Genomic DNA, 20,632 nt, shown 5'->3' on the forward strand with positions numbered 1-20,632 from the left:
GCCCGGAGCGGCTTTGTCGTTTCTGGCGTCCAATCGGGACTTCGCGCCTCGGGCGCCCACGAACCAGTCCGGCGTACCGGACGCTCCTGCCGCATGTCGACGCCTTCCTCCAGCCGTCCCGCCAGCCGCCCCGCCATCCAGGATCCCCGCGCCATCCCCGTCACCGGCACCGATGCGCATCTCCCCGCCGTCCCCCGCGAGCGCCTGACGCCGGCCTGGCTGCGCGAGCGCTTCCTGCATCCGCTCAGCTTCGAACCGGAATTGCCCGGCGACGGCGGCCTCTTTCCCGGCCGGACGACGACGCAGGCCGCGGTGCTCATCCCGCTGGTGCAGCGCGCCGAGGGCCTGCACGTGCTGCTGACGCAGCGCACGGCGCACCTGCGGGACCACGCCGGGCAGATCAGCTTTCCCGGCGGTCGTGCCGAGCCGGAGGACGGCTCGCCCGAACGCACCGCGTTGCGCGAGGCCGAGGAGGAGATCGGTCTCGACGAGCGTTTCGTGGACCTGATCGGTCAACTTCCCGTCTATCGCACGGTGACGGCCTACGAGGTCACGCCGGTGGTGGGCCTGATCCGGCCGGGCTTCTCGCTGCGGCTGGACGCCTTCGAGGTGGCGGAGGCCTTCGAGGTGCCGCTGGAGTTCCTGATGAATCCCGCGCACCACCAGCGCCACACCTTCGCGTACGACCCGGCCGGCGAGTCCGCGGGCCAGGCGGCGGACCAGGCCACGGGCCAGGCCACGGGTGACGGCGGCCCGCTGAAGGGCCGTCGGCAGTTCCTGTCGATGCCGTGGACGGGGCCAGGTCTTGCGGTGTCGAACGCGGACCCCGACGCGACGCTGACGGCGGCCGCGGCCAAGGAGTTTTTCATCTGGGGCGCGACCGCCGCGATGTTGCGCAATCTCTACCGCTTCCTGCAGGTCTGACCTCTGGTCACGGGGCGGGGACGCCGATCCCCCTTCCGAGGGTGTGAGGGCCGCTATCATCCCGGGCCATGAACTTCTTCGCGGTCTTGCTGGCGCTGGTGTGCGAGCAGCTCAAGCCTCTGCCGCACGGGAATCCGGTCCACCAAGGCATGATCGCCTGGGTGCGCTGGACCGGGCGCAACTTCGACGCGGGCCGGTCGCACCATGCGGCCGTCGTGTGGACGATCACCGTCGTCGGTCCGGCCCTGCTCGTCGGGGCGATCTACGCGCTCGTGCGGCCCTACAGCCTGCTGCTGTCGCTGGCGATGGACGTGCTGGTGCTCTACCTGACGCTGGGCTTCCGCCAGTTCAGCCACTACTTCACCGACATCCGTGACGCGCTGGAGCGCGGCGACGAGCTCGAGGCCCGCCGCCTGCTGGCCGAATGGCGTCACCTGGACGCCAGCGAGCTGCCGCGCACCGAGCTGCTCAGACACGTGCTGGAGCACTCGCTGCTCGCGGCGCACCGGCATGTCTTCGGGGTGTTCTTCTGGTTCGTGCTGTTCTCGACGCTGGGCCTGGGCCCGGCCGGCGCGGTGCTGTACCGGATGGCCGAATTCGCCGGCCGCTACTGGGCCTTCAAGAGCCGCACGCTGGATGCGCCGACCAACGAGCGCTTGATGGAACTCTCGCGCAAGCTGTTCGGGATGATCGACCACATCCCCGCGCGCCTGACGGCGACCGGCTTCGCGATCGTCGGCAACTTCGAGGAGGCGGTGAGTTCCTGGCGCCGCGATTCGACGCTGTGGGCCCATGACAACGAGGGCATCATCCTGGCCTCCGCCGCGGGCGCCGTCGGCGTGCAGCTGGGCGGCAGCGCCGCGCCGGGTGTGACGCCGGACCGCAGCAAGACCTTCGAGTCCGGCGGCGACATGGACGCGACGCGCGCCGAGGGCTCCACGGCCGGCGTGCCGCCGCAGCTGGGCCACCTGCAGAGCGTGGTCGGCCTGGTGTGGCGCTCGGTCACGCTGTGGATGCTGCTGCTGGCGCTGCTGACGCTGGCCAACCTCGTCGGCTGACCGGGCCCGGGCTCAGGCGTCCCGCACATCGGCCAGCACCTGCTGGCCGAAGTCGTTCCTGGCGAGGAACTTCAGGACCTGCGCCGCGGTGTCTGCCGCGCTGACCAGCTGCCCTTCGGCCTTGAACGCGGCGAAGCGATCACGATCCGGGAACTTCGAGGCATCGCCGCCGCGCAGTTGCGCCTGCATGTCGGTGTCGATGATGCCGGGCGCCAGCGACACGACGCGCGCGGCGCGTTCCCCCTTGGCGGCCTTGTGTGCCTCGTCCAGCGCCATCGCGCGGCTGAGGTTGTCCATGCCGGCCTTGGCGGCGCAGTAGAGCGCGCTGCCGGCCATCGCGCGGCGGCCCAGGCCGGACGAGATGTTCAGCACCTTGCGATCGGCCGCCCAGTCGCGGGTGGCGTCCAGGAAGGCCGCGCTCAGCAGCACCGTCGCCTCCAGGCCGACGCGCAGCGCGGCGGAGAGCGTCTCCAGCGACTCGCCGTCGATGGGGCCGGGGGTCGTGACGACGCCGGCGTTGTTGATCAGCGTCGCCGTTGCCCACGTGCCGGGCTGCGTGCGCAGCCAGTCGGCCAGGTGCTTGGCGATCGTCAGCGGACTGGCCAGGTCGGCCTGCCATTGCTGCAACGGCAGGCCGCGCTCATGGGCGACGCGTTCCAGCGCCTCGCTGCGGCCGCGGGCGATGCCGATGACCAGATGCCCGGCTTCGAGCGACTGACGCGCCAGCGCCTCGCCCAGGCCGCGCGAACTGCCGGTGACGATCGTGAGGGAACGAGGCTGGGAGGCGTCGTTGGAAGCCGTGTTGGAAGCCGTGTTGGAGGCCTTGTCGGAGGCCGCATTGGAGAGGGTCGTGGACATGTGAAAACGCTCCTGGGTCAAAGGGGAACGCGCGCGCAGCGCGTTTAGAAGTCAGGCGGCGAATGCAGTGAGAGGGCCGGCGCGTCGAGCACTGCCGGCAGGCGGAGGTCCCGCGCATGCAGCAGCAGGCGAGGGGCCTGCGCGAGGACCTCCGGCGGCGCGTACAGCGCGTCACCGAGGATGGGATGACCGGCGGCAAGCAGGTGCACGCGCAGCTGATGCGATCGGCCGGTGACCGGCTCGAGCTCGACCCGCGTGGTGTCCGCCGCGACGTCGCGATGCATCACCCGCACGCGGGTCAGGCTGGGTTTCCCGCGCGCGTGATCGATCATCTGGCGCGGCCGGTTCGGCCAGTCGACGATCAGCGGCAGGTCGATCTCGAAGGCGTCGCGCTCGACAAGGCCTGCCACCACCGCTTCATATCGCTTGTCGACGAGCCTGGCGGCGAAGGCTTCGCTGAGCGCGCGCTGCATCGCCTCGCCGCGTCCGAAGACGATGAGGCCGGAGGTCGACTGGTCCAGGCGATGCACGATCAACGCGTCCGGGAACGCGGCCGCGACACGCGCCCAGGCGCAATCCTGCTTGTCCTCGCCGCGGCCGGGCACGGACAGCAAACCCGACGGCTTGTCGACGACGACGCGCCACGCATCGGCATGCCGCACGGGCGGGTGGAAGGAGGGCTGGAGCATCGACGCCGGCATGGCCGCATTGTCGCGTCGGCTCCGTATCATCGGCGGCCATGCTGCACATCCTCGCCGTCTCCGGTTACCGCTCCCTGCGCGACTTGCGCCTGCCGCTGGGTCAGCTCACGCTGGTCACCGGCGCCAACGGCAGCGGCAAGTCCAGCCTCTATCGCGCGTTGCGGCTGCTGGCGGACGCGGCGCAGAACCGGGTGCTGCCGGCGCTGGCGAACGAAGGCGGCTTCGCCTCGACGCGCTGGGCCGGCCCGGAGGAGATCAGTCGCGCGATGCGCGCCGGCGACCAGCCCATCGAGGCCTCCGTGCGCAAGGGGCCGGTGGCGCTCAAGCTCGGCGTCGCCGGCGACGACTTCGGTTATTCGATCGAGCTCGGGCTGCCGCAACCGGGAGCGCCGGCGCTGTTCGAGGATGATCCGCAGATCAAGCGCGAGGCGCTGTGGGCCGGGACGCTGTACCGGCCGGCGTCCGCGCTGGTCGAGCGGCGCAACGCCTTGCTCCAGGTGCGCGACGGTCGCGCCTGGTCGGTGGTGGACACGCCGCTGGCGAGCTTCGACAGCATGCTGTCCCAGCACGCGGACCCGGCGCAGGCGCCGGAGATGATCACGATGCGCGAGCGCCTGCGCGGCTGGCGCTTCTACGACAGCTTGCGCACCGACGCCGAGGCGCCGGCGCGGCGCGTGCGTGTCGGCACCTTCACGCCGGTGCTGGCGGGAGACGGCGCCGACCTCGCCGCCGCGTGGCAGACCATCGTCGCGATCGGCGACGTGGAGATGCTGCACCGTTGCCTGGACGACGCCTTCCCCGGCGCCTCGGTCCAGGTGGGACGCACCGAGGCAGGCTTCCGGCTCTCGATGCGCCAGCCTGGCCTGCTGCGGCCGCTGGACGCCGCCGAACTGAGCGACGGGACGCTGCGCTACCTGATGCTGCTGGCGGCCCTGCTCAGCCCGCGGCCGCCCGAGCTGATGGCGCTGAACGAACCGGAGAACAGCCTGCACCCCGACCTGCTGCCGGCGCTGGGACGCCTCATCGCGACGGCCAGCCGGCAGAGCCAGATGATTGTGGTCTCGCACGCGAAGCGGCTGATCGGCGCGCTGGAGGAACAGCCCGAGTGCCGTTCCTGGGAACTGCGCAAGGAATTCGGCGAGACCCGGTTGCCGGACATGCCGCTGGACGAGACGCCGCCTTGGCGCTGGCCGGAGCGCTGAAGCCTTGCGCGGCGCACGCGCCCGTCAGGCGGGTCATCGCGGGCGCGTCAGAACTGGTGGATCCATCCCGACTGCAGCGCCGACTGCGGATTCGACCCGGCCGCGGTGACCGCTTGGAGTGCCTCGTCCGCCGGCGCGCCGAGGCGCTTCAGCACGCACGCGGCCATGGTGCCGGTGCGGCCCATGCCGGCGGCACAGTGCAGCAGCACGCGGTCGCCCATGCGCAGGCCCTGCGCGATGTGCTCGACGCCCTGGCGGAACGCCGCGCTGTCGGACGCCAGTCCGAAATCGCGCATCGGCACATGCAGCCAGCGGAAGGGGAGCCGGCCCTCGGCGATCGCCTTGTGATACGACGGCGAGAGCTCGGCGACTTCCTCGAGCGGGTTGAGGCAGACCACCACGTTGAGCTGGTTCAGGCGCGCCTCGTCGAGGAAGGCGCCCCAGGACTCGCGGCGGCCCGGCATCGACTGCAGCCACAGCCGGCCCGGGATGGCGTCGGGGAGGGGGAGGGGTCGGAAAGCCATGTGCCCGATTGTCGGGTCTCCCTGTCGGTCGGAATGTTAATCAACTAAAAGTTTATTTATTTGATCGTCGGCACGATCATGGCTGCACGGCATTCAACGCCTCGTCAAAGCAAAGCCAGAAGCTGCGCTCGAAGCAACAACAAAGCAAGCAGAAGGAGCTCGCCATGATCAAGATCCAGGGACTCGACCACCTCGTGCTGCGCGTGCGCGATCTGCCGGCCGCGCTGCATTTCTATGTGGACCTGCTGGGATGCAGTGTCGAGCGGCGGCAGGACGAGATCGGACTCGTGCAGTTGCGCGCCGGCGCCCAGTTGATCGACCTCGTCCCGCTGGACGGCAAGCTCGGTCGCGTCGGCGGTGCGGGACCCGGCGCCGAGGGGCGCAACGTCGACCACTTCTGCCTGCGCGTCGAGACGCTCGAGGAGCCCGCGCTGCGCCGCTGGCTGACGTCGAAGGGCGTCACCGTCGACGCCTACGGCTCGCGCTACGGCGCGGACGGCGAAGGCCCGTCGCTGTACCTGTTCGATCCGGACGGCAATGCGCTCGAGCTCAAAGGCCCGCCGTGGCCCGCCGGGTTGCACGAGGCGCTCGACCAGTCGGTGAAGTTTGGCCCGATGTACGGCACCGAGGCGCTGCCGCTCTTCAACCACCTGCCGATGGCGCTGGGCGCGCTGGCCCGGCTGGACGCGCCGCGCGAGGCGCTGCAGCGTCACATCGACCACTGGACGCCGCTGTCGCGGCCCGCGGACGACGACGGCGTGCCGCCGCCGTCCGTCGAGGACGCGTTGCGCCGCGTGCTGGCCGCGCCCGAAGCGCAGGCCTTCCATGTCGCGATCCGGCTCGCCTATGCGTTGCAGTCGGGGCATCGTCAGGAACTCGACGCGGCGCTGAGAACGACCATCGGGCTGGAGAGCCCGCTCGGCGCGCCGGTGCCGGCGGGGCAGGGGCTTGAAAGCCTTCGTGAGGTCATCGATGCGGTGCGTGCCGATCCGGCGCTCGCCATGCCGGCGATGCCGGGCACGCTGATCACGACGCGGATGCAACACGCCGCGATGCTGCCGGGCTTCGACGGCTACGTGGAGCGCCCGCGATTGACGCTCGATGCGCTGGCCGAGGCCTCGCTGGCCGTGTACCTGTCGCGGCACCAGTTCGCCTCGTTGCACCTGGTGACCGGCACGCATGCGCTGCGCGTGTTGCTGGAGGCCGCCGCCTCGCGCGGCGTGGACATCGACGAGGGCCAGGTCTTGCGCACCGTCTGGCGCGCGTGGCTGGGCACGTATCTGTCCGAGCTCCGTCCGGCGCCGGCCTGGGCGCTGGTGCATGCGGGCCACGCGACGGAGGACGACTGGACCCGCGAACTGCCGTCGCTGCACGCGTCGATGAACGACCACCGCATCAAGATCGCCGACGCCGCGCGCGAGGAATGGCGCCATCGCGGCTGGCCCGGCTATGCCTTGTGTCTGCGCGCGGAAGGGGCCGCACAATGAGCGCCGTGCTGTCCTCCACCGATTCCGCCGAGTCTTCGGCGACCCCGACCTCGACCTCGACCTCGACCTCGACCTCGACCAGCGCCGTGTCGCCGGCGCCGCTGCGCCATCCGCACCTGCTGCTCTGGGCCGTCTGCGCGCTGGCCTTGATGAGCACGGCCGGTGTGGCGCTGCCGTACCCGATCCTGGCGCCGATCTTCGTCGGCGGACCGGTCGACGACTTCACCCACTTCCTCGGCCTGCGGCCCGAACTGCTGATGGGACTGGCACTGGCGGTGAACCCGGCCGGCATCCTGGTCGGCAGCCTGGTGATCGGGCCCATGTCCGACCGCTACGGCCGGCGCCGCGTGCTGAGCGTCACCATCACCGCGACGCTGGTCGGCTACGGCCTGAGCGCCTTCGCGCTGGCGTCGCGGGACTATCCCCTGTTCGTGCTTTCGCGCTTCGCGACGGGCCTGACGGAAGGGAACGTCGCCGTCGTGCGGGCGCTGCTGGCCGACTGGCATCCGCAGCTGGAGCGCACGCGCAGCTTCGCCTGGCTCAACGCGAGCCTCTACATCGGCTGGCTGGTCGGACCGCTGCTCGGCGGCCTGACGCTGCCCTGGGGCGAGGCGGTGCCGTTCATCGTCGCCGCCGTCGTGATGCTGCCGTGCCTGGTGCTGCTCGGCTTCGGCCTGCCCGACGACCGTCCGGCCGCCAAGCCGGAAGGCGGCCTGCTCGCCGCGATGCGACGGCAGCAGTCGCTGGGGCTGATCGCGCAGGACCCGGTGCTGCGCCACCTGGCGCTGCTGCAGCTGGCCTACACGTTGGGCGTCAACGCGCTGTACGAGTTCGCGCCGTTGTGGATGCTGCAGCAGGCCGGCCTGGACAGCCGCGGCATCGCGCTGGTCACCGCGGTGCAATGCGCGGCGATGACGGCGGCCAGCATCTTCGCGGCGCGCGTCGGCTCGGGTCCGACGCCGCTGCACCGGGCGGCGCGTTTCGCGGTCGTCGCGGCGATCGGGCTGCTGGCGCTGAGCCTCGCGCCCTCGTGGATGGGCCTGGCGCTGATCCCGTTGCTGGGCATTCCGCTGTCGTTCTACAACGCGCTGATGCCGGCGTGGATGTCGGACCGCTTCGCGGCATACGGCCAGGGCCGCGTGATGGGCCTGCTGACGACGGTGTTCTGCCTGTCCAACACCTTGATCGCGCTGATCGGCGGCGCGCTGGGCATGCTGTCGGCGCGCTGGATCATGCTGCTGGGCGGCGCGATGTGCCTGGGCGCGGCGATCGGCTTCATCCGGTTCGCGAGGCGCCATTCATGAGCCAGGGCAATGAGGACCGGCTGCTGTTCGAGTTGAAGAGCCGCGGGCCGCAGGCAGCGGCCGCGCTGGCGGCGACCGTCGCCATCACGCCGATGGGCGCGCACAAGCTGCTTGCGCGGTTGGAGGAGCAGGGGCTGGTCGAGGCGCAGGACGACCAGCGCGGCGAGGCCGGACGGCCGCGCAAGCTGTGGTCGCTGACGGCGGCGGGGCACGGGCGGTTTCCCGATCGGCACGGCGACCTGACGGTGCAACTGATCCAGCAGGCGCGCGCGGTCTTCGGCGAGGCGGGGCTGGATCAACTGATCCTTGCGCGCGAGCGCGACAGCGAGCTGCGCTATCGCGCGGCGATCGATCGCTGCCGCACGACGGGCGATCGCGTGCGCGAGCTTGCGCGGCTGCGTGCCGAAGAGGGCTACATGGCGCGCGCCGAGCGCGTCGGCAAGGATTGGCTGCTGGTTGAGGATCACTGCCCGATCTGCGCCGCGGCGCAGAGCTGCCAGGGCTTCTGCCGTTCGGAGCTGGCGCTGTTCGAGCGCTGCCTGGGGCCCGGACTCACGGTCGAGCGCACCGAGCATCTGCTCGCCGGCGCGCGGCGTTGTGCCTATCGGATCAGCCCGGTGTAGTGGACTGCACAGGCCGCTGGCCCTCACCCCCGCCCTCTCCCGCAAGCGGGAGAGGGTGCCCGACCGGCTCTGCTCTCAACGCCGGCGCCTCTTTCCCCCGCTCCCCTCCGGCGAGCGCGGCACCCTTCTTACTCCCTCTCCCGCTTGCGGGAGAGCAACCGTGTCAAGCGTCTACGGCAGCAGAAGCGCTGTGGCCCTCTTGCTCCCTCTCCCGCTTGCGGGAGAGCAGAAACGCTGTGGCCCTCTTGCTCCCTCTCCCGCTTGCGGGAGAGGGCGGGGGTGAGGGCCAGCGGCCGTGGCAGCGCGCCCTCGGCCTCTTGTTCACGACACGATGTACGCCGCCGCTCCGGTGGCCAGCAGCCGGCCCTGCTCATCGGTGAAGGCCATGCGCGTGTTGGCGACGCGGCTGCCCAGCCGCATCACCTCGGCCTCGCATCGGAACAGTGCGCCGATGGCCGGACGCAGGTAATCCACCCGCAGGTCGATGGTGCCGAGCTTGGCGAAGCGTTGCAGCCGCTGCTGGGGCGGCTCGTCGAGATGACGCGCGCCGATCGCCGCCATCACCGCCAGACCGCCCATCGAATCGAGCGTCGCGCTGATCACGCCGCCGTGCAGCCGGTTGTGGGCGTAGTGCCCGACCAGGTCCGGCCGCATGGGGAGGTGCGCCCGCACGATCTCGTGCCGCAGCTCGTCGATCTTCACGCCAAGCACCTGGTTGAAGGTGATCAGCTGTTCGAAGATCTCGCACAGGGCGGTGGTGAACTCGGGCTCGAAAGGGCTCTTCACATCGGTCATGGGCGCGGACCATAACGCAAGGCCGCGCGCTGCAGGAGAGCGTCCGCCCTAATCCGGGTGAACGCCGCTCGCATCGAGTCGCGCCGTCTCAGTCCACACGAGCGCCCGACGCCTTCACGATCGGCTCCCACCGTGCGATGTCCTGCTTCAGCATCGCCGCCAGCGCGGTCGGGCCGCCGCTGAGCGGCTCCACGCCCAAGGCCTTGAGCTTGGCGAGCGCGTCGGGCGCGTTCATCACCAGGGTCACGTCCTCCGCCAATTGCTTCGTGATCGCCTCCGGCGTGCCGTGGAGCGCGAACAACCCGACCCACAGCTCGCCCGCGAATCCCGGGACGACTTCGCCGATCGCGGGCACGTCGGGCAGCGCCGAGGAACGCCTGGGCGAACTCACGCCCAGCGCCAGCAGCTTGCCGGCGCGCACGAACTCGAGGCAGGACGGCAGGCTCGCGAATCCGACGCTCACCTGACCGCCCAGCATGTCCGTCAATGCCGGTCCCACGCCCTTGTACGGCACGTGCTCGAGCTGCAGCCCCGCGGAGCGGTTGAGCATCTCGCCGAGCAGGTGGTTCAGCGAGCCGTTGCCGGCCGAGGCGTACTGATAGGACGGGCTCTTCGCCTTCGCCGCCGCGATGAAGCCCTTGAGGTCCTTGGCCGGGAAGCCCGGATGGACGACGAGCACGTTGGGCACGACGCCGATCGGCGCGATGGGATCGAAGTCCTTCACCGGATCGAAGCCGGTGCGCCGGTACAGCGCCGGGTTGATCGCCTGCGTGCTGCTGATCGTCAGCAGCAGCGTGTAGCCGTCCTTGGGCGCGCGCGAGGCCAGCTCCGTGCCGATGTTGCCGCCCGCGCCGGCGCGGTTGTCGATGTTGAAGACCTGACCGTATTTCTCGGTGAGCTTCTGCGCCAGGATGCGGCCCACCGCATCGTTCGTTCCGCCTGGGGCCTGGGGCACGACGATCGTGACCGGCTTGCCCGGATAGGCCTGCGCGCGCGCCGCGGGCAGGACCGCGCTGAGCGCCGTGAAGGCGCAGAACTCTCGCTTGGTCAGCATGACTTTGTCTCCTGTTGTGGTCTGGGATCCGCGGGGGGGCGGAACGGACACCGAAGCCGCCCGGCGCCCGGCGCCCGGCGTTCAGCCGTCCGCGGTCGGGCTGAGTCCGGCCTCGATGAGCAGGGCCTTCGCGCGCAGCACCACCGGCTTGTCGATCATCAGATCGCCGAGCTTGGTCGCGCCGAGGCCGTCGCGATCGGCGACGTCGAAGGCCGCGACGATGGCGCGGGCCTGCGCGACCTGTTCGGGCGTGGGCGTGTAGCAGGCGTTGATCGCATCGACGAATTTCGGATGCACGACCACCGCGCCGCGGAAGCCGAGCGTGCGAGCCTCCTGCAGCAGGACTTCAAACTCCTCGACGCTGCCGAGATTGGCGATGGAGCCGACGAAGCCCACCGGCACCACGCCGGCCGCGCGGGCCGCGTACAGCACCATCAGGCTGGGCGTGAGCAGCGCCTGCGGTGTCGGCAGGCCGCCGACATCGAGCGAGAAGTCCTCGCTGCCGAGCATCATCGAATGCACCCGGGGCGACGCGGCGGCGATGTCGTGGAGCCGCGGCAGCGCCGCGGCGGACTCGATCTGAAGGAGGAATCGGACCTCGCCCGCGGGCAGTCCGGCCGCACGTTCCAGGTCGTCGACGACGCTGGCGAGCAACTGCACGTCGCGCGCGTGCTCGACCTTGGGCAGCACCAGCAGGCGCAGCCCCGGCGACACGGCGGCGCGCAGGTCGTCGACGGCGGTGTTCAGCGCGCCGTTGACGCGCACCGCGGCGACCTTGCCGCCCGCGTGCACGCGCCCGATCGCGGCGGCCACGCCGGCGCGCGCGGTCGCCTTCCTGCTCGGATGCACGCCGTCCTCGAGGTCGAGGATCACCACGTCGGGCGTCTTGTTCAGCGCGCTCTGCAGCAGGCGTTCGTTGTCGGCCGGGACGAAGAGGTAGGAGCGATAGGCGCGACGAGCGCGATCCATGTGCCGATCATTGCGAGTGGCGGCGCTCATCCTCGATCCTTCAGCCACTTGTCGTTGTCCTGGCCCAGCGCGGGCGCCGGTCGGCGCACCGGCGGCCGTGCACCGTTGATCTTGAACGGCACCGCATGGACGGACACCGTGCGCCCGTCCGGGGTGGGGGTGTCCAGCAGCAGCTCGCGCTCCCGGATGTACGGGTGCTGGAGCAGGTCCTCGATGTCGCACACCTCGCCGGCGGTGATGTCGCGTTCCTCGAAGAAGACCAGCGCCTCGGCCAGCGTGAGCGTCGCCAGATGCCCCTGGATCAGGTCGTCGAGCGCATCGATGTTGGCGAGCCGGGCCTCATGCGTGGCGAAGCGTTCGTCCTTCAGCGCGTCGGGTTGCCCGATGCCCGCGAAGAGCCGCTGCAAGGTGCCCGCCATGCCGGCGGACAACGCGACCCAGCGTCCGTCCTTCGTCGCGTAGACGTTGCGCGGCGCGTGCGTCGGCGAGCGGCTGCCGGAGCGCTGCGTGGCCTGGCCGGTGAGCTGGAACTCCGAGGCCTGCGGGCCGAGCATCGAGAACAGCGGCTCGAAGAGTGAGAGGTCGATCTCCTGGACCGTGGGCGACGGATTCGCGCGCTGACGAAGCAGCGCGGCGAGCGCGGCCGTCGATCCATGCAAGCCGGCCACTGAATCGGCGAGCGAGAAGGGCGGCAGCACCGGTGGCCGGTCCGCGTGGCCGTTCATCGCGGCGAAGCCGCTCATGGCCTCGATCAGCGAGCCGAAGCCGCCCTTCTTCGCGAACGGGCCGGTCTGGCCCCAGCCGGAGATGCGCACGACGATCAGCTTCGGATTCAGGCCTTGCAGCGCGTCGTAACCCAAGCCCATCTTCTCGAGGGTCCCAGGCCGGAAGTTCTCGACCAGGATGTCCGCGCGCGCGATCAGCGAGCGCAGCGAGGCCATGCCCTCGTCCGAGCGCAGGTCCAGCGCGACGCTGTCCTTGTTGCGGCTGTACTCCATCCAGTAGGTGCTCACGCCCTGGCGCTGCCAGGCGCGCAGGTCGTCGCCGCGCTCGGGCGATTCGATCTTCACGACCGAGGCGCCGAGGTCCGCGAGCACATGCGTCAGCACGTTGCCCGACACCAGCCGCGACAGGTCGATCACGAGGACGTCCGACAGCGGCTGGCGCTCGTCGGGGAGGGACTGCTCAGAACTCATGGAGGCGCTTCCTTTCAGGGAAGCAGCCTACGGACGCGCGCCGTCGCTGGGAAATACAGATGTCGGCTAGGCGCTAGCCGGTTCTGGACTAGCAGCGTCGCCTCGCTCGCCTCGCGAAGATCCCGACGAAGACCCGCACGATCGCCCAGCCTTGCAAGCTTGCTGAAACCTTCCGCCGCCCGGGACGGACATACTCGGGCTCCTGATGGCGGGGCGGCTCTTGAGCTCCCCGCGCTTGACGCATTCCTCGGGCCCGCACGGCGGGCCACTTTTTCGCTCGGGAACAACAATGAGTCGCACTCACGTCGATCCGCCAACCGCCCTCCGGATCGTGCGCCAGCTCTTCACGGCTTGCCTGCTCTGCATCGGCCTAGTGGCCGGCGGCACGGCGAGCGCCGCGGAAGCCGACGTGCGGCGCGTGTGGCAGATCCTCGACTACCTGGCCGTCGACTACGCGGGCGCGGTGCAGGACGGCAAGATCGTGGCGCAGTCCGAGTACGACGAGATGCACGAGTTCGTCCAGACCGCCCACGACAGGATCGCGGCGCTGGAGGACAAGCCCGAACGCGCCGCGCTGCTGCGCGAGAGCGAAGCCCTTCAAGCCGAGATCGCCGCCAAGTCCGATGCCGCCAAGGTCGGCGGCTTGGCCAAGGCCTTGGCGAATCATCTGATCGCGGTCTACCCGGTCCCGCTCGCGCCGACGGCGCTGCCGGACCTGAAGCTGGGCGCCTCCGTCTACGCGGCGAATTGCGCGGCCTGCCACGGCGCGTCGGGCAACGGCGACGGTCCGTTGGCCAGGCAACTCGATCCCCGGCCGATCGCGTTCACCAACCACGAGCGGGCCCGCCAGCGCAGTGTGTTCGCGCTGTACCAGGCGGCCAGCCAAGGGATCGCGGGAACGGCCATGCCGGCGTTCGGCCAGCTCTCCGAAGAGGATCGATGGGCGGTGGCGATGTACCTTGGCACTTTTGCGCATGACGACAAGCAGCGCGAAGAAGGGCAGCTTGTCTGGAAGGAGTCTGAGAAGGCGCGCGCCGAGGTGACCGGGATGGACCACTTCGTCCGTCTCACGGAGGCAGAACTCGCCAGTGCCGTCGGTGAAGGCCAGGCCGCGGCAACGATGGCCTATCTCCATGCGCATCCCGAGGTGCTGGTCGCGCCTCGTGGGAACCGCCTCACCTTGGCGCGCGATCGGCTGCATGAGAGCGTCGCAGCGTTCAAGGCGGGCCATCCCAAGGAGGCCGCGGAGCTCGCCTTGTCGTCCTACCTGGACGGCGTCGAACCCTACGAGCAGGCGCTCGCAGCGCGTGAGGGCGCGCTGAAGGAGCAGATCGAAGTGGCCATGGGCCAGTACCGCTCGCTGATCGCGGCCCAGGCTCCGGTTCAGGCAGTCGAAGCGGCCGCGGCCCGCATCGACGGACTGTTCAACGATGCCGACCACGTACTGGCGGCCTCCGGCGCCGATGCGACGGCGGCGTTCTTCGGCAGCCTGACGATCCTGCTGCGTGAAGGCATCGAGGCGCTGCTGGTCGTCGTCGCGATGATCGCGTTCCTGCGACAGGCCAAGCGTCCGGACGTGCTGCCGTACGTGCATGCAGGCTGGATCGGCGCACTGGCCGCGGGCGGTGTCACCTGGGCCATCGCGACCTATGCGGTCTCGATCAGCGGCGCCAATCGCGAAGTCACGGAAGGCCTGTCGAGCCTGTTCGCCGCCGTCGTGCTCCTGAGCGTCGGCGTCTGGATGCATCAGAAGAGCGTGGCCGGTCAATGGCAGGCCTACCTGCGCGAGCGCATGTCCGCGGCGCTGGGCCGCCGCTCCGCCTTCTTCATGTTCGGTCTGGCCTTTGTGGCGGTGTACCGCGAGGTGTTCGAGACCATCCTGTTCTACGCGGCGCTGTGGGGCCAGGGCAATGACGGCGCGATCCTGGCAGGCCTGGGCGTGGGCGTGATTTGCCTGGTGGTCATCACGGTGCTCCTGCTGCGCTACAGCGCCCGGTTGCCGATCGGCAAGTTCTTCTCGGTGAGCTCGTGGCTGGTGGCCGTCCTCGCCGTCGTCCTGACGGGCAAGGGCGTGGCCGCGTTGCAGGAGGCGGGTTGGATCGCGCCGAGCGCCTTGTCCGCGCCGCGTCTGGAACTGCTGGGCATCTATCCGTCGGTGATCGGCCTGGTGGCGCAGGCGCTCGTGCTTCTGCTGGTGCTGGGTTTCTTCCTGCGCAATGCCAAGGCGAAGCCTGCGAGCGCTGGACGATGAGGGCGATGATTCAGGTCTTGGCCGGCTGACCTGCCAGCGTCGCCGGCCACTGCCCGGTCAGCACCAGTTCCCGGATCACTTCGTCACGAGATCGCTCACCGCGCGCGCCGCGGGTCCGGGCGAACGCGTGAGCGCGAAGCAGCTGCAGATGGTCCGCCGGATCTCGGGATCCCGGATCACGGCCTGACGCAGCTGGCCCTGGCGCAGTTCTTCGCTGACCGAGCCCGGCGAGAGGATCGTGTACGCGAGGCCGGCGGCGACCGCCGTCTTCACGGCGGGCAGCGAGTCGATCTCGGCCACGACGTCGAGCTCGACGCCGTTGGCGCGGCAGGCCGCGTCGATGATGCGCCGCAGGCCGTGCTCGGTGTTGGGCAGGATCATCGGCAGGCGGCCCAGCTCGCGCAGCGAGACCTCGCGCGCCATCGGCGGCGTTCCGGCGCCGGCGGCGCCAGCGGCACCGACGAGGACCAGTTGCTCCGTCAGCAACTGGCGTTGCGACAACCACGGCTCCTGGCGGTCCTCGAAGAGGATGCTGAGTTCCAGGCGTCCGGCCTGCAGCCATTCGCGCAGGAAGCCGCTGTGACTCTCGACGATGCGCAGCCGCATGAGCGGCAAGCGCGTGCGCACCAGGCGCAGCAACGGCACCGTCGCCGCCAGCGCGACCGTCGTGGGCAGGCCCAGGATCACTTCGCCGGTGAGGTGTTGACCGTCGGCCAGCACCGAGGCTTTCGCCGCTTCGAGTTCCGCCAGCACCTTGCGCGCATGCTCGATGAAGCGGCGGCCGTTGTCGGTCAGCGCCATGCCGCGGCTCGATCGGACGAACAGCGTCGCGCCGAGTTCCTCCTCCAGCGCGACGATGTGCTGGCCGAGCGCCGGTTGCGCCAGGTGCAGCAGCTTGGACGCCTTCAGCAGGCTGCCGGCGTCGGCGACGCCGATCAGGTACCTCAGCTGGCGCAGTTCCACGACTCGATCTCCGGTGATGCGGGACGTCCCCGTCGGCACGGTGACCTTCGCACCATACCTTCGTGCCACCGCGACCTGCGCGGACTGCGGTCTTGCGCCGATGCGCCAATCGCGCACCGAGGGCATTGGCACAATGCGCGGCATGAGCGACACGACTTCCCCCGAGACTTCTGCGACGGCATCCACGGCGCCTTCGGCAGCGACCGACACCGTCCGCCCCGACGGCTTCCTCCGTGTGAGTGCCGCCCTGCGCGCGCTGTCCCATGAACACGAACCGCGCTGGCTCGAGGTCTCCGCCCGCAGCTCGCAGGAGGCGGCCGACGCCCTGGGCGTCGCGCTGGGACAGATCGCCAAGAGCGTCGTGTTCAAGCGCAAGGCCGACGGCGCCGCCGTGCTGGTGATCGCATCCGGCGACAAGCGCGTCGACGAGCGCAAGCTCGAAGCCCACACCGGCAAGCTCGGTCGCGCCGACGCCGACTACGTGAAGGCGCGGACCGGCTTCTCGATCGGCGGCGTGTCGCCGCTGGGCTTCCTGCCGGCGGAGGAGGGCGCGCCCCCGCAACTGTTCATCGACCAGGAGCTGTTCCGCTTCGACACGATCTGGGCCGCGGCCGGCCATCCGAACGGCGTGTTCCTGATGACGCCGCAGCAGCTCGTCGCGCTGACCGGCGCGCCGGTGATCGAGGTGGCGCAATCGTGAGCACCTCGACCTTCACGCCCGTCACCGCCGACAACGTCGCGCGCACGCCCGAAGGCCGCGTCGCCTCGCCCTGCATCAACGTCTGCAAGATGCACGAGCCGACGGCGCTGTGCCGCGGCTGCGCGCGCACCATCCCCGAGATCGCCGGCTGGAGCAAGTCCGACGACGAGTCGCGGATCCGCCTGCTCAACCTGTTGCCCGAGCGCCGCGCGCTGCTGATCGCGCACGGCGCGCTCGCCACCGAGCCGCTGCCCAAGACCTGAACGGCCCGATGGGCGAATGACAGGGGACGACCGATGACCACGATCGATTTCTACTTCGACCCGATCTCGCCTTACGCGGCGCTGGCCTTCGAGCGGCTGCCGGAGGCGCTGGCCGGTCGCAGCGTCGCGGTCCGTCATGTGCCCATCCTCTTCGGCGCCGTGCTGAAGTCGCTCGACAACAAGGGCCCCGCGGAGATCCCCGGCAAGCGAGACTGGACCTACCGCCAGGTGTCGTGGCTCGGCCATCGGCTGGGCGTGCCGCTGGACCTGCCGGCCGCGCATCCCTTCAACCCCTTGCCGCTGCTGCGCCTGCTGTGGGCCACCGCGCCGACGGGTCAGACGCCCGGTCGCTACGCGGTCGAGCGCGTCTTCCACCACGTCTGGCGCGGCGGGCTCGACGCGGCCGATCCGCGGCGACTCGCCGAACTGACGGCGGACCTCGCGCCGATGCGTGATCCCGCGTCGGCCGAGGTCAAGACCGCGCTGCGCGAGGCCACCGATGCCGCCGTCGCGCGCGGCGTCTTCGGCGTGCCGACGATGGCCGTCGACGACAAGCTGTTCTGGGGGCTCGATGCCCTCGACATGCTGACCGCCTTCCTCGACGGCGACGCATGGTTCGACGGTCCGGCGTGGGACGCCGCGCGGACCTTGCCGGTGGGCGTGCAGCGCGGCTGAGCGCGCCTTGCCCTCGAATGTCGCCGTAGGGACATACCCTTTGCTGCGGCGCACAGGGACCGAAATTCCGCATCGAGAAATACGAAGCGAGGGTTGCCCCCGGGTTTGTCAGCCAGGGGCAAGCAAGTCGTCAGAAACGGGTCAGAGCGCGCTCGGATAGTCGCGCCCCAAGGGCCATCGGTCGATGGCTCTGGGAAATCCCGAGGAGACAATCCCATGGCAACTGCAAGCGCAGTGACCACCAATGCGCCGATGACGGCCGAAGAGAAGAAGGTCATCTTCGCCTCTTCGCTGGGCACGGTGTTCGAGTGGTACGACTTCTACCTGTACGGCTCGCTCGCCGCGATCATCGGCAAGCAGTTCTTCACCGGTCTCGATCCGACCGCCCAGTTCATCGCGTCGCTGATGGCGTTCGCGGCGGGCTTCATCGTGCGTCCGTTCGGCGCGCTGGTGTTCGGCCGTCTGGGCGACATGATCGGCCGCAAGTACACCTTCCTGGTGACGATCCTGATCATGGGCCTGTCGACCTTCATCGTCGGCGTGCTGCCCACCTACGAGACCATCGGTCCCGCCGCGGCGGTGATCCTGGTCGGCCTGCGCCTGCTGCAAGGCCTGGCACTGGGCGGTGAATACGGCGGCGCCGCGACCTACGTCGCCGAGCACGCCCCGCACGGCAAGCGCGGCGCGTACACCTCGTGGATCCAGACCACGGCGACGCTGGGCCTGTTCCTGTCGCTGATCGTCATCCTGGGCACCCGCACGGCGCTCGGCGAGGCGACCTTCGCGCAGTGGGGCTGGCGCATCCCGTTCATCGTGTCGATCCTGCTGCTGGCCATCAGCGTGTGGATCCGGCTGTCGATGAACGAGTCGCCCGCCTTCCAGAAGATGAAGTCCGAAGGCAAGACCTCCAAGGCGCCGCTGTCCGAGTCCTTCGGCCAGTGGAAGAACCTCAAGGTCGTGCTGCTGGCGCTGTTCGGCCTGGTGGCCGGCCAGGGCGTGGTCTGGTACACGGGCCAGTTCTACGCGCTGTTCTTCCTGCAGAGCGTGGTCAAGGTCGATCCGGCCGCGGCCAACATCATGGTGGCCGTCGCGCTGCTGATCGGCACGCCGTTCTTCGTCGTGTTCGGCACGTTGTCCGACAAGATCGGCCGCAAGCCGATCATCATGGCGGGCCTGCTGCTGGCGATCCTGACCTACTTCCCGCTGTTCAAGGCGCTGACCAACGCGGCCAACCCGGACCTGGCCAAGGCCCAGGCGACCGCGCAGATCACGCTGACGACCGATCCGGCGCAATGCTCCTTCCAGGGCAGCCCGATCGCGCGCGACGTGGACTTCGTGACGCCTTGCGACATCGCCAAGCGCGCCCTGGCGCAAGCCGCGGCGAACTACGAGACCGTGCCCGGCGCGGCCGGCAGCGGCACGCTGAAGATCGGCGACAAGGTCATCGAGGCGCCGAGCGCCACGCTGACCGCCGGCGGGCACAAGTTCGACGAGGACAGCGCGAAGAAGATCGCCGCGTTCAAGAAGGACCTGGGCGATGCGATGAAGGCCGCGGGCTACCCGGCCAAGGCCGATCCGGCCAAGGTCAACACGCCGCTGGTGATCGCGATCCTCGCGGTGCTGGTGCTGTACGTGACCATGGTCTACGGCCCGATCGCCGCGATGCTGGTGGAGCTGTTCCCGACCCGGATCCGCTACACCTCGATGAGCCTGCCGTACCACATCGGCAACGGCTGGTTCGGCGGCCTGCTGCCCTCGATCAGCTTCGCGATGGTGGCCCAGAACGGCAACATCTATCACGGCCTCTGGTACCCGATCGGCATCGCCGCGCTCACCCTGGTGATCGGCCTGCTGTTCGTGCGCGAAACCAAGGACGTGGACATCTACGCCCGCGACTGAGCGAGCGGATGCACGACGGGATCGGCGCTCCGGCGCTGATCCCGGCAACGACAAGGGCGGCCTCTCGGCCGCCCTTGTTCTTTTCTGCGATCACCGCGCGATGCATGCACGGGGCATGCGTCGCGCGTTGCCTCAGCCCGCCGCCTTCATCTGCTGCGCCTTCGCCAGCACCGACGAGGCGTATTCGGCCGCCTTGATCTCGCGGCCGTAGGAGTCGGTCGCGCCCGGCGCCCAGTTGTCGCCGCCGTTGTACTTCTGCAGCATGTTGGTGGCGTCGCCGCCCTTGTCCGCGAGGATCACGCCGGCCATGGCGACCTGGTCCTTGGGGTCGTTGTGGTCGTAGGCGTGTCCCATCTTTTCCTGGAACTTGCCGGCGTAGGCCTGGCGGGTGCCGGGCTCCACCTGCATCAGGCCGTCGCCCGCGCTGGGGCTGCCGTTCAGACCCTTGCCGAACTGGCTTTCCTTCTCCATCTGCGCGGCCAGGATGTAGGGGTCGACGCCCGTCTTCCTGCCGGCCTCCTGGCAGTCCTTCCACAGCTCGGCCGGCATGCCCGAAGGTCCCTGGCCTCCACCGGTCGAGGACACGTCGCCCACGCCCGACGGCGAGCTGGCGTTCGACACCGGCGGCGCAGAGGTCGGTTGCTGCGCCTGATAGGCGTTGTTCGGTTGGTAGGGGTTGGACGCGCCTTGTGGGCCGCCGGCGCCCGAGGCGCCTTGAGGACCGCCCACGCCTTGAGGACCGCCTACGCCCTGCGGAGCGCCCGCGCCAGAGGCGCCCGATGGGCCACCGCCGCCACCACCAGCACCGCCGCCCTGCGCGCCTTGCTGCTGCTGTTGCAGTGCCTTCATGATCTCGTTGATCAGGAGGTTGAGGATCTGGAGGATCACTTCGGTCAGCTTGGCCTGGATCTCGGCCGCGCCGCCCGGCGCCTGCGACAGACCCGAGAGGCCTCCCGCCTGGCCCAGGGCATCGACGCCACCGAGGCCACCCAGGCCTCCCAGGCCGCCGAGGGGTTGATTCTGGAAGCTCACGGACATGGCAGGTCTCCTTCAGGGGTTGCTGACGACAAGAGGCCATCTTGGGAACTTGCGCTCGCGGTGCCGGCCAGATCCGAAGCGGCGTTCAGCACTGCGAAGACATCGGGACGAGGGGCGCCGGCCTTGCTCCTTCGCGTCGAGGGCGAAG

Annotated in this window: 20 protein-coding genes and 1 pseudogene; 12 read left to right on the top strand and 9 right to left on the bottom strand. The window is 69.9% G+C overall.

What is annotated here, in order from left to right; all coding sequences use genetic code 11:
• Window positions 1–93 precede the first annotated feature (93 nt).
• Window positions 94–924: an NUDIX hydrolase gene (locus AC07O8_RS13725; RefSeq protein WP_495048544.1), complete on the top strand. Its 831-nt coding sequence runs from the start codon at window positions 94–96 to the stop codon at window positions 922–924.
• A 68-nt stretch (window positions 925–992) separates the two neighbouring features.
• The gene (locus AC07O8_RS13730; protein ID WP_297523972.1) at window positions 993–1,982 is read left to right on the top strand and encodes a CobD/CbiB family protein; all 990 of its coding nucleotides are present in this window, start codon (window positions 993–995) and stop codon (window positions 1,980–1,982) included.
• Between the two features lie 12 nt (window positions 1,983–1,994).
• On the opposite strand, the gene AC07O8_RS13735 is transcribed toward AC07O8_RS13730, so the two are convergent.
• Both AC07O8_RS13735 and AC07O8_RS13740 read right to left on the bottom strand, forming a co-directional pair.
• The gene (locus AC07O8_RS13735) at window positions 1,995–2,840 is read right to left on the bottom strand and encodes an SDR family NAD(P)-dependent oxidoreductase (RefSeq protein ID WP_495048545.1); all 846 of its coding nucleotides are present in this window, start codon (window positions 2,838–2,840) and stop codon (window positions 1,995–1,997) included.
• 44 nt (window positions 2,841–2,884) lie between these two features.
• On the bottom strand, window positions 2,885–3,529 hold the full coding sequence (locus AC07O8_RS13740) for a pseudouridine synthase (protein ID WP_495048546.1): 645 nt from the start codon (window positions 3,527–3,529) through the stop codon (window positions 2,885–2,887).
• A 50-nt stretch (window positions 3,530–3,579) separates the two neighbouring features.
• On the opposite strand from AC07O8_RS13740, the gene AC07O8_RS13745 reads away from it, so the two are divergent.
• Window positions 3,580–4,743, top strand: a complete 1,164-nt coding sequence (locus AC07O8_RS13745) for an AAA family ATPase (protein ID WP_495048547.1) — start codon at window positions 3,580–3,582, stop codon at window positions 4,741–4,743.
• Between the two features lie 47 nt (window positions 4,744–4,790).
• On the opposite strand, the gene AC07O8_RS13750 is transcribed toward AC07O8_RS13745, so the two are convergent.
• On the bottom strand, window positions 4,791–5,267 hold the full coding sequence (locus AC07O8_RS13750) for a protein-tyrosine phosphatase family protein (RefSeq protein ID WP_495048548.1): 477 nt from the start codon (window positions 5,265–5,267) through the stop codon (window positions 4,791–4,793).
• A gap of 164 nt (window positions 5,268–5,431) precedes the next feature.
• On the opposite strand from AC07O8_RS13750, the pseudogene AC07O8_RS13755 reads away from it, so the two are divergent.
• The 4 genes and pseudogenes from AC07O8_RS13755 to AC07O8_RS13770 all read left to right on the top strand — a co-directional run.
• A pseudogene (locus AC07O8_RS13755) lies at window positions 5,432–5,839 on the top strand (VOC family protein); the annotation flags it as partial.
• Between the two features lie 42 nt (window positions 5,840–5,881).
• A complete protein-coding gene (locus tag AC07O8_RS13760; protein ID WP_495048649.1) occupies window positions 5,882–6,754 on the top strand; it encodes a questin oxidase family protein in 873 nt (290 codons plus the stop codon).
• Window positions 6,751–8,058, top strand: a complete 1,308-nt coding sequence (locus AC07O8_RS13765) for an MFS transporter (RefSeq protein ID WP_495048549.1) — start codon at window positions 6,751–6,753, stop codon at window positions 8,056–8,058. Before AC07O8_RS13760 ends, AC07O8_RS13765 begins: the two co-directional genes overlap by 4 nt.
• On the top strand, window positions 8,055–8,681 hold the full coding sequence (locus AC07O8_RS13770) for a helix-turn-helix transcriptional regulator (RefSeq protein WP_495048550.1): 627 nt from the start codon (window positions 8,055–8,057) through the stop codon (window positions 8,679–8,681). Before AC07O8_RS13765 ends, AC07O8_RS13770 begins: the two co-directional genes overlap by 4 nt.
• A gap of 321 nt (window positions 8,682–9,002) precedes the next feature.
• Here the strand turns inward: AC07O8_RS13770 and AC07O8_RS13775 are convergent, their stop codons facing one another.
• The 4 genes from AC07O8_RS13775 to AC07O8_RS13790 all read right to left on the bottom strand — a co-directional run bounded on the left by AC07O8_RS13775 (window position 9,003) and on the right by AC07O8_RS13790 (window position 12,695).
• The gene (locus AC07O8_RS13775; protein ID WP_495048551.1) at window positions 9,003–9,476 is read right to left on the bottom strand and encodes a thioesterase family protein; all 474 of its coding nucleotides are present in this window, start codon (window positions 9,474–9,476) and stop codon (window positions 9,003–9,005) included.
• Between the two features lie 88 nt (window positions 9,477–9,564).
• Entirely contained in the window at window positions 9,565–10,530 is a 966-nt protein-coding gene (locus AC07O8_RS13780) for a Bug family tripartite tricarboxylate transporter substrate binding protein (RefSeq protein WP_495048552.1), read from the bottom strand.
• 81 nt (window positions 10,531–10,611) lie between these two features.
• Complete coding sequence (locus AC07O8_RS13785) at window positions 10,612–11,499, bottom strand: HpcH/HpaI aldolase/citrate lyase family protein (RefSeq protein ID WP_495048553.1); 888 nt, start codon at window positions 11,497–11,499, stop codon at window positions 10,612–10,614.
• 26 nt (window positions 11,500–11,525) lie between these two features.
• Complete coding sequence (locus AC07O8_RS13790; protein WP_495048554.1) at window positions 11,526–12,695, bottom strand: CaiB/BaiF CoA transferase family protein; 1,170 nt, start codon at window positions 12,693–12,695, stop codon at window positions 11,526–11,528.
• 289 nt (window positions 12,696–12,984) lie between these two features.
• On the opposite strand from AC07O8_RS13790, the gene AC07O8_RS13795 reads away from it, so the two are divergent.
• Complete coding sequence (locus AC07O8_RS13795; protein ID WP_495048555.1) at window positions 12,985–14,946, top strand: FTR1 family protein; 1,962 nt, start codon at window positions 12,985–12,987, stop codon at window positions 14,944–14,946.
• A gap of 75 nt (window positions 14,947–15,021) precedes the next feature.
• On the opposite strand, the gene AC07O8_RS13800 is transcribed toward AC07O8_RS13795, so the two are convergent.
• Entirely contained in the window at window positions 15,022–15,909 is an 888-nt protein-coding gene (locus AC07O8_RS13800; protein WP_495048556.1) for a LysR substrate-binding domain-containing protein, read from the bottom strand.
• 142 nt (window positions 15,910–16,051) lie between these two features.
• On the opposite strand from AC07O8_RS13800, the gene AC07O8_RS13805 reads away from it, so the two are divergent.
• The 4 genes from AC07O8_RS13805 (at window position 16,052) to AC07O8_RS13820 (ending at window position 19,446) form a co-directional block, all read left to right on the top strand.
• Complete coding sequence (locus AC07O8_RS13805; protein WP_495048557.1) at window positions 16,052–16,609, top strand: YbaK/EbsC family protein; 558 nt, start codon at window positions 16,052–16,054, stop codon at window positions 16,607–16,609.
• Entirely contained in the window at window positions 16,606–16,872 is a 267-nt protein-coding gene (locus AC07O8_RS13810) for a DUF1289 domain-containing protein (RefSeq protein ID WP_495048558.1), read from the top strand. The genes AC07O8_RS13805 and AC07O8_RS13810 overlap by 4 nt, the downstream gene beginning before the upstream one ends.
• A 33-nt stretch (window positions 16,873–16,905) precedes the next feature.
• Entirely contained in the window at window positions 16,906–17,547 is a 642-nt protein-coding gene (locus AC07O8_RS13815) for a 2-hydroxychromene-2-carboxylate isomerase (protein WP_495048559.1), read from the top strand.
• A gap of 216 nt (window positions 17,548–17,763) precedes the next feature.
• Window positions 17,764–19,446 (top strand): MFS transporter, encoded by a 1,683-nt coding sequence (locus AC07O8_RS13820; protein WP_495048560.1) that lies wholly within the window; start codon window positions 17,764–17,766, stop codon window positions 19,444–19,446.
• 132 nt (window positions 19,447–19,578) lie between these two features.
• Here the strand turns inward: AC07O8_RS13820 and AC07O8_RS13825 are convergent, their stop codons facing one another.
• Window positions 19,579–20,484: a transglycosylase SLT domain-containing protein gene (locus tag AC07O8_RS13825; protein ID WP_495048561.1), complete on the bottom strand. Its 906-nt coding sequence runs from the start codon at window positions 20,482–20,484 to the stop codon at window positions 19,579–19,581.
• Window positions 20,485–20,632 lie beyond the last annotated feature (148 nt).

The sequence above is a fragment of the Roseateles sp. GW821-FHT09G09 genome (genome assembly GCF_059415965.1).

Coding starts and splice junctions, on each gene's coding strand:
- AC07O8_RS13805 (WP_495048557.1), top strand. CDS start 16,052: ATGAGCGACACGACTTCCCCCGAGACTTCTGCGACGGCATCCACGGCG.
- AC07O8_RS13820 (WP_495048560.1), top strand. CDS start 17,764: ATGGCAACTGCAAGCGCAGTGACCACCAATGCGCCGATGACGGCCGAA.
- AC07O8_RS13745 (WP_495048547.1), top strand. CDS start 3,580: ATGCTGCACATCCTCGCCGTCTCCGGTTACCGCTCCCTGCGCGACTTG.
- AC07O8_RS13780 (WP_495048552.1), bottom strand. CDS start 10,530: ATGCTGACCAAGCGAGAGTTCTGCGCCTTCACGGCGCTCAGCGCGGTC.
- AC07O8_RS13815 (WP_495048559.1), top strand. CDS start 16,906: ATGACCACGATCGATTTCTACTTCGACCCGATCTCGCCTTACGCGGCG.
- AC07O8_RS13795 (WP_495048555.1), top strand. CDS start 12,985: ATGAGTCGCACTCACGTCGATCCGCCAACCGCCCTCCGGATCGTGCGC.
- AC07O8_RS13775 (WP_495048551.1), bottom strand. CDS start 9,476: ATGACCGATGTGAAGAGCCCTTTCGAGCCCGAGTTCACCACCGCCCTG.
- AC07O8_RS13790 (WP_495048554.1), bottom strand. CDS start 12,695: ATGAGTTCTGAGCAGTCCCTCCCCGACGAGCGCCAGCCGCTGTCGGAC.
- AC07O8_RS13735 (WP_495048545.1), bottom strand. CDS start 2,840: ATGTCCACGACCCTCTCCAATGCGGCCTCCGACAAGGCCTCCAACACG.
- AC07O8_RS13725 (WP_495048544.1), top strand. CDS start 94: ATGTCGACGCCTTCCTCCAGCCGTCCCGCCAGCCGCCCCGCCATCCAG.
- AC07O8_RS13760 (WP_495048649.1), top strand. CDS start 5,882: ATGTACGGCACCGAGGCGCTGCCGCTCTTCAACCACCTGCCGATGGCG.
- AC07O8_RS13770 (WP_495048550.1), top strand. CDS start 8,055: ATGAGCCAGGGCAATGAGGACCGGCTGCTGTTCGAGTTGAAGAGCCGC.
- AC07O8_RS13740 (WP_495048546.1), bottom strand. CDS start 3,529: ATGCTCCAGCCCTCCTTCCACCCGCCCGTGCGGCATGCCGATGCGTGG.
- AC07O8_RS13825 (WP_495048561.1), bottom strand. CDS start 20,484: ATGTCCGTGAGCTTCCAGAATCAACCCCTCGGCGGCCTGGGAGGCCTG.
- AC07O8_RS13730 (WP_297523972.1), top strand. CDS start 993: ATGAACTTCTTCGCGGTCTTGCTGGCGCTGGTGTGCGAGCAGCTCAAG.
- AC07O8_RS13750 (WP_495048548.1), bottom strand. CDS start 5,267: ATGGCTTTCCGACCCCTCCCCCTCCCCGACGCCATCCCGGGCCGGCTG.
- AC07O8_RS13765 (WP_495048549.1), top strand. CDS start 6,751: ATGAGCGCCGTGCTGTCCTCCACCGATTCCGCCGAGTCTTCGGCGACC.
- AC07O8_RS13785 (WP_495048553.1), bottom strand. CDS start 11,499: ATGGATCGCGCTCGTCGCGCCTATCGCTCCTACCTCTTCGTCCCGGCC.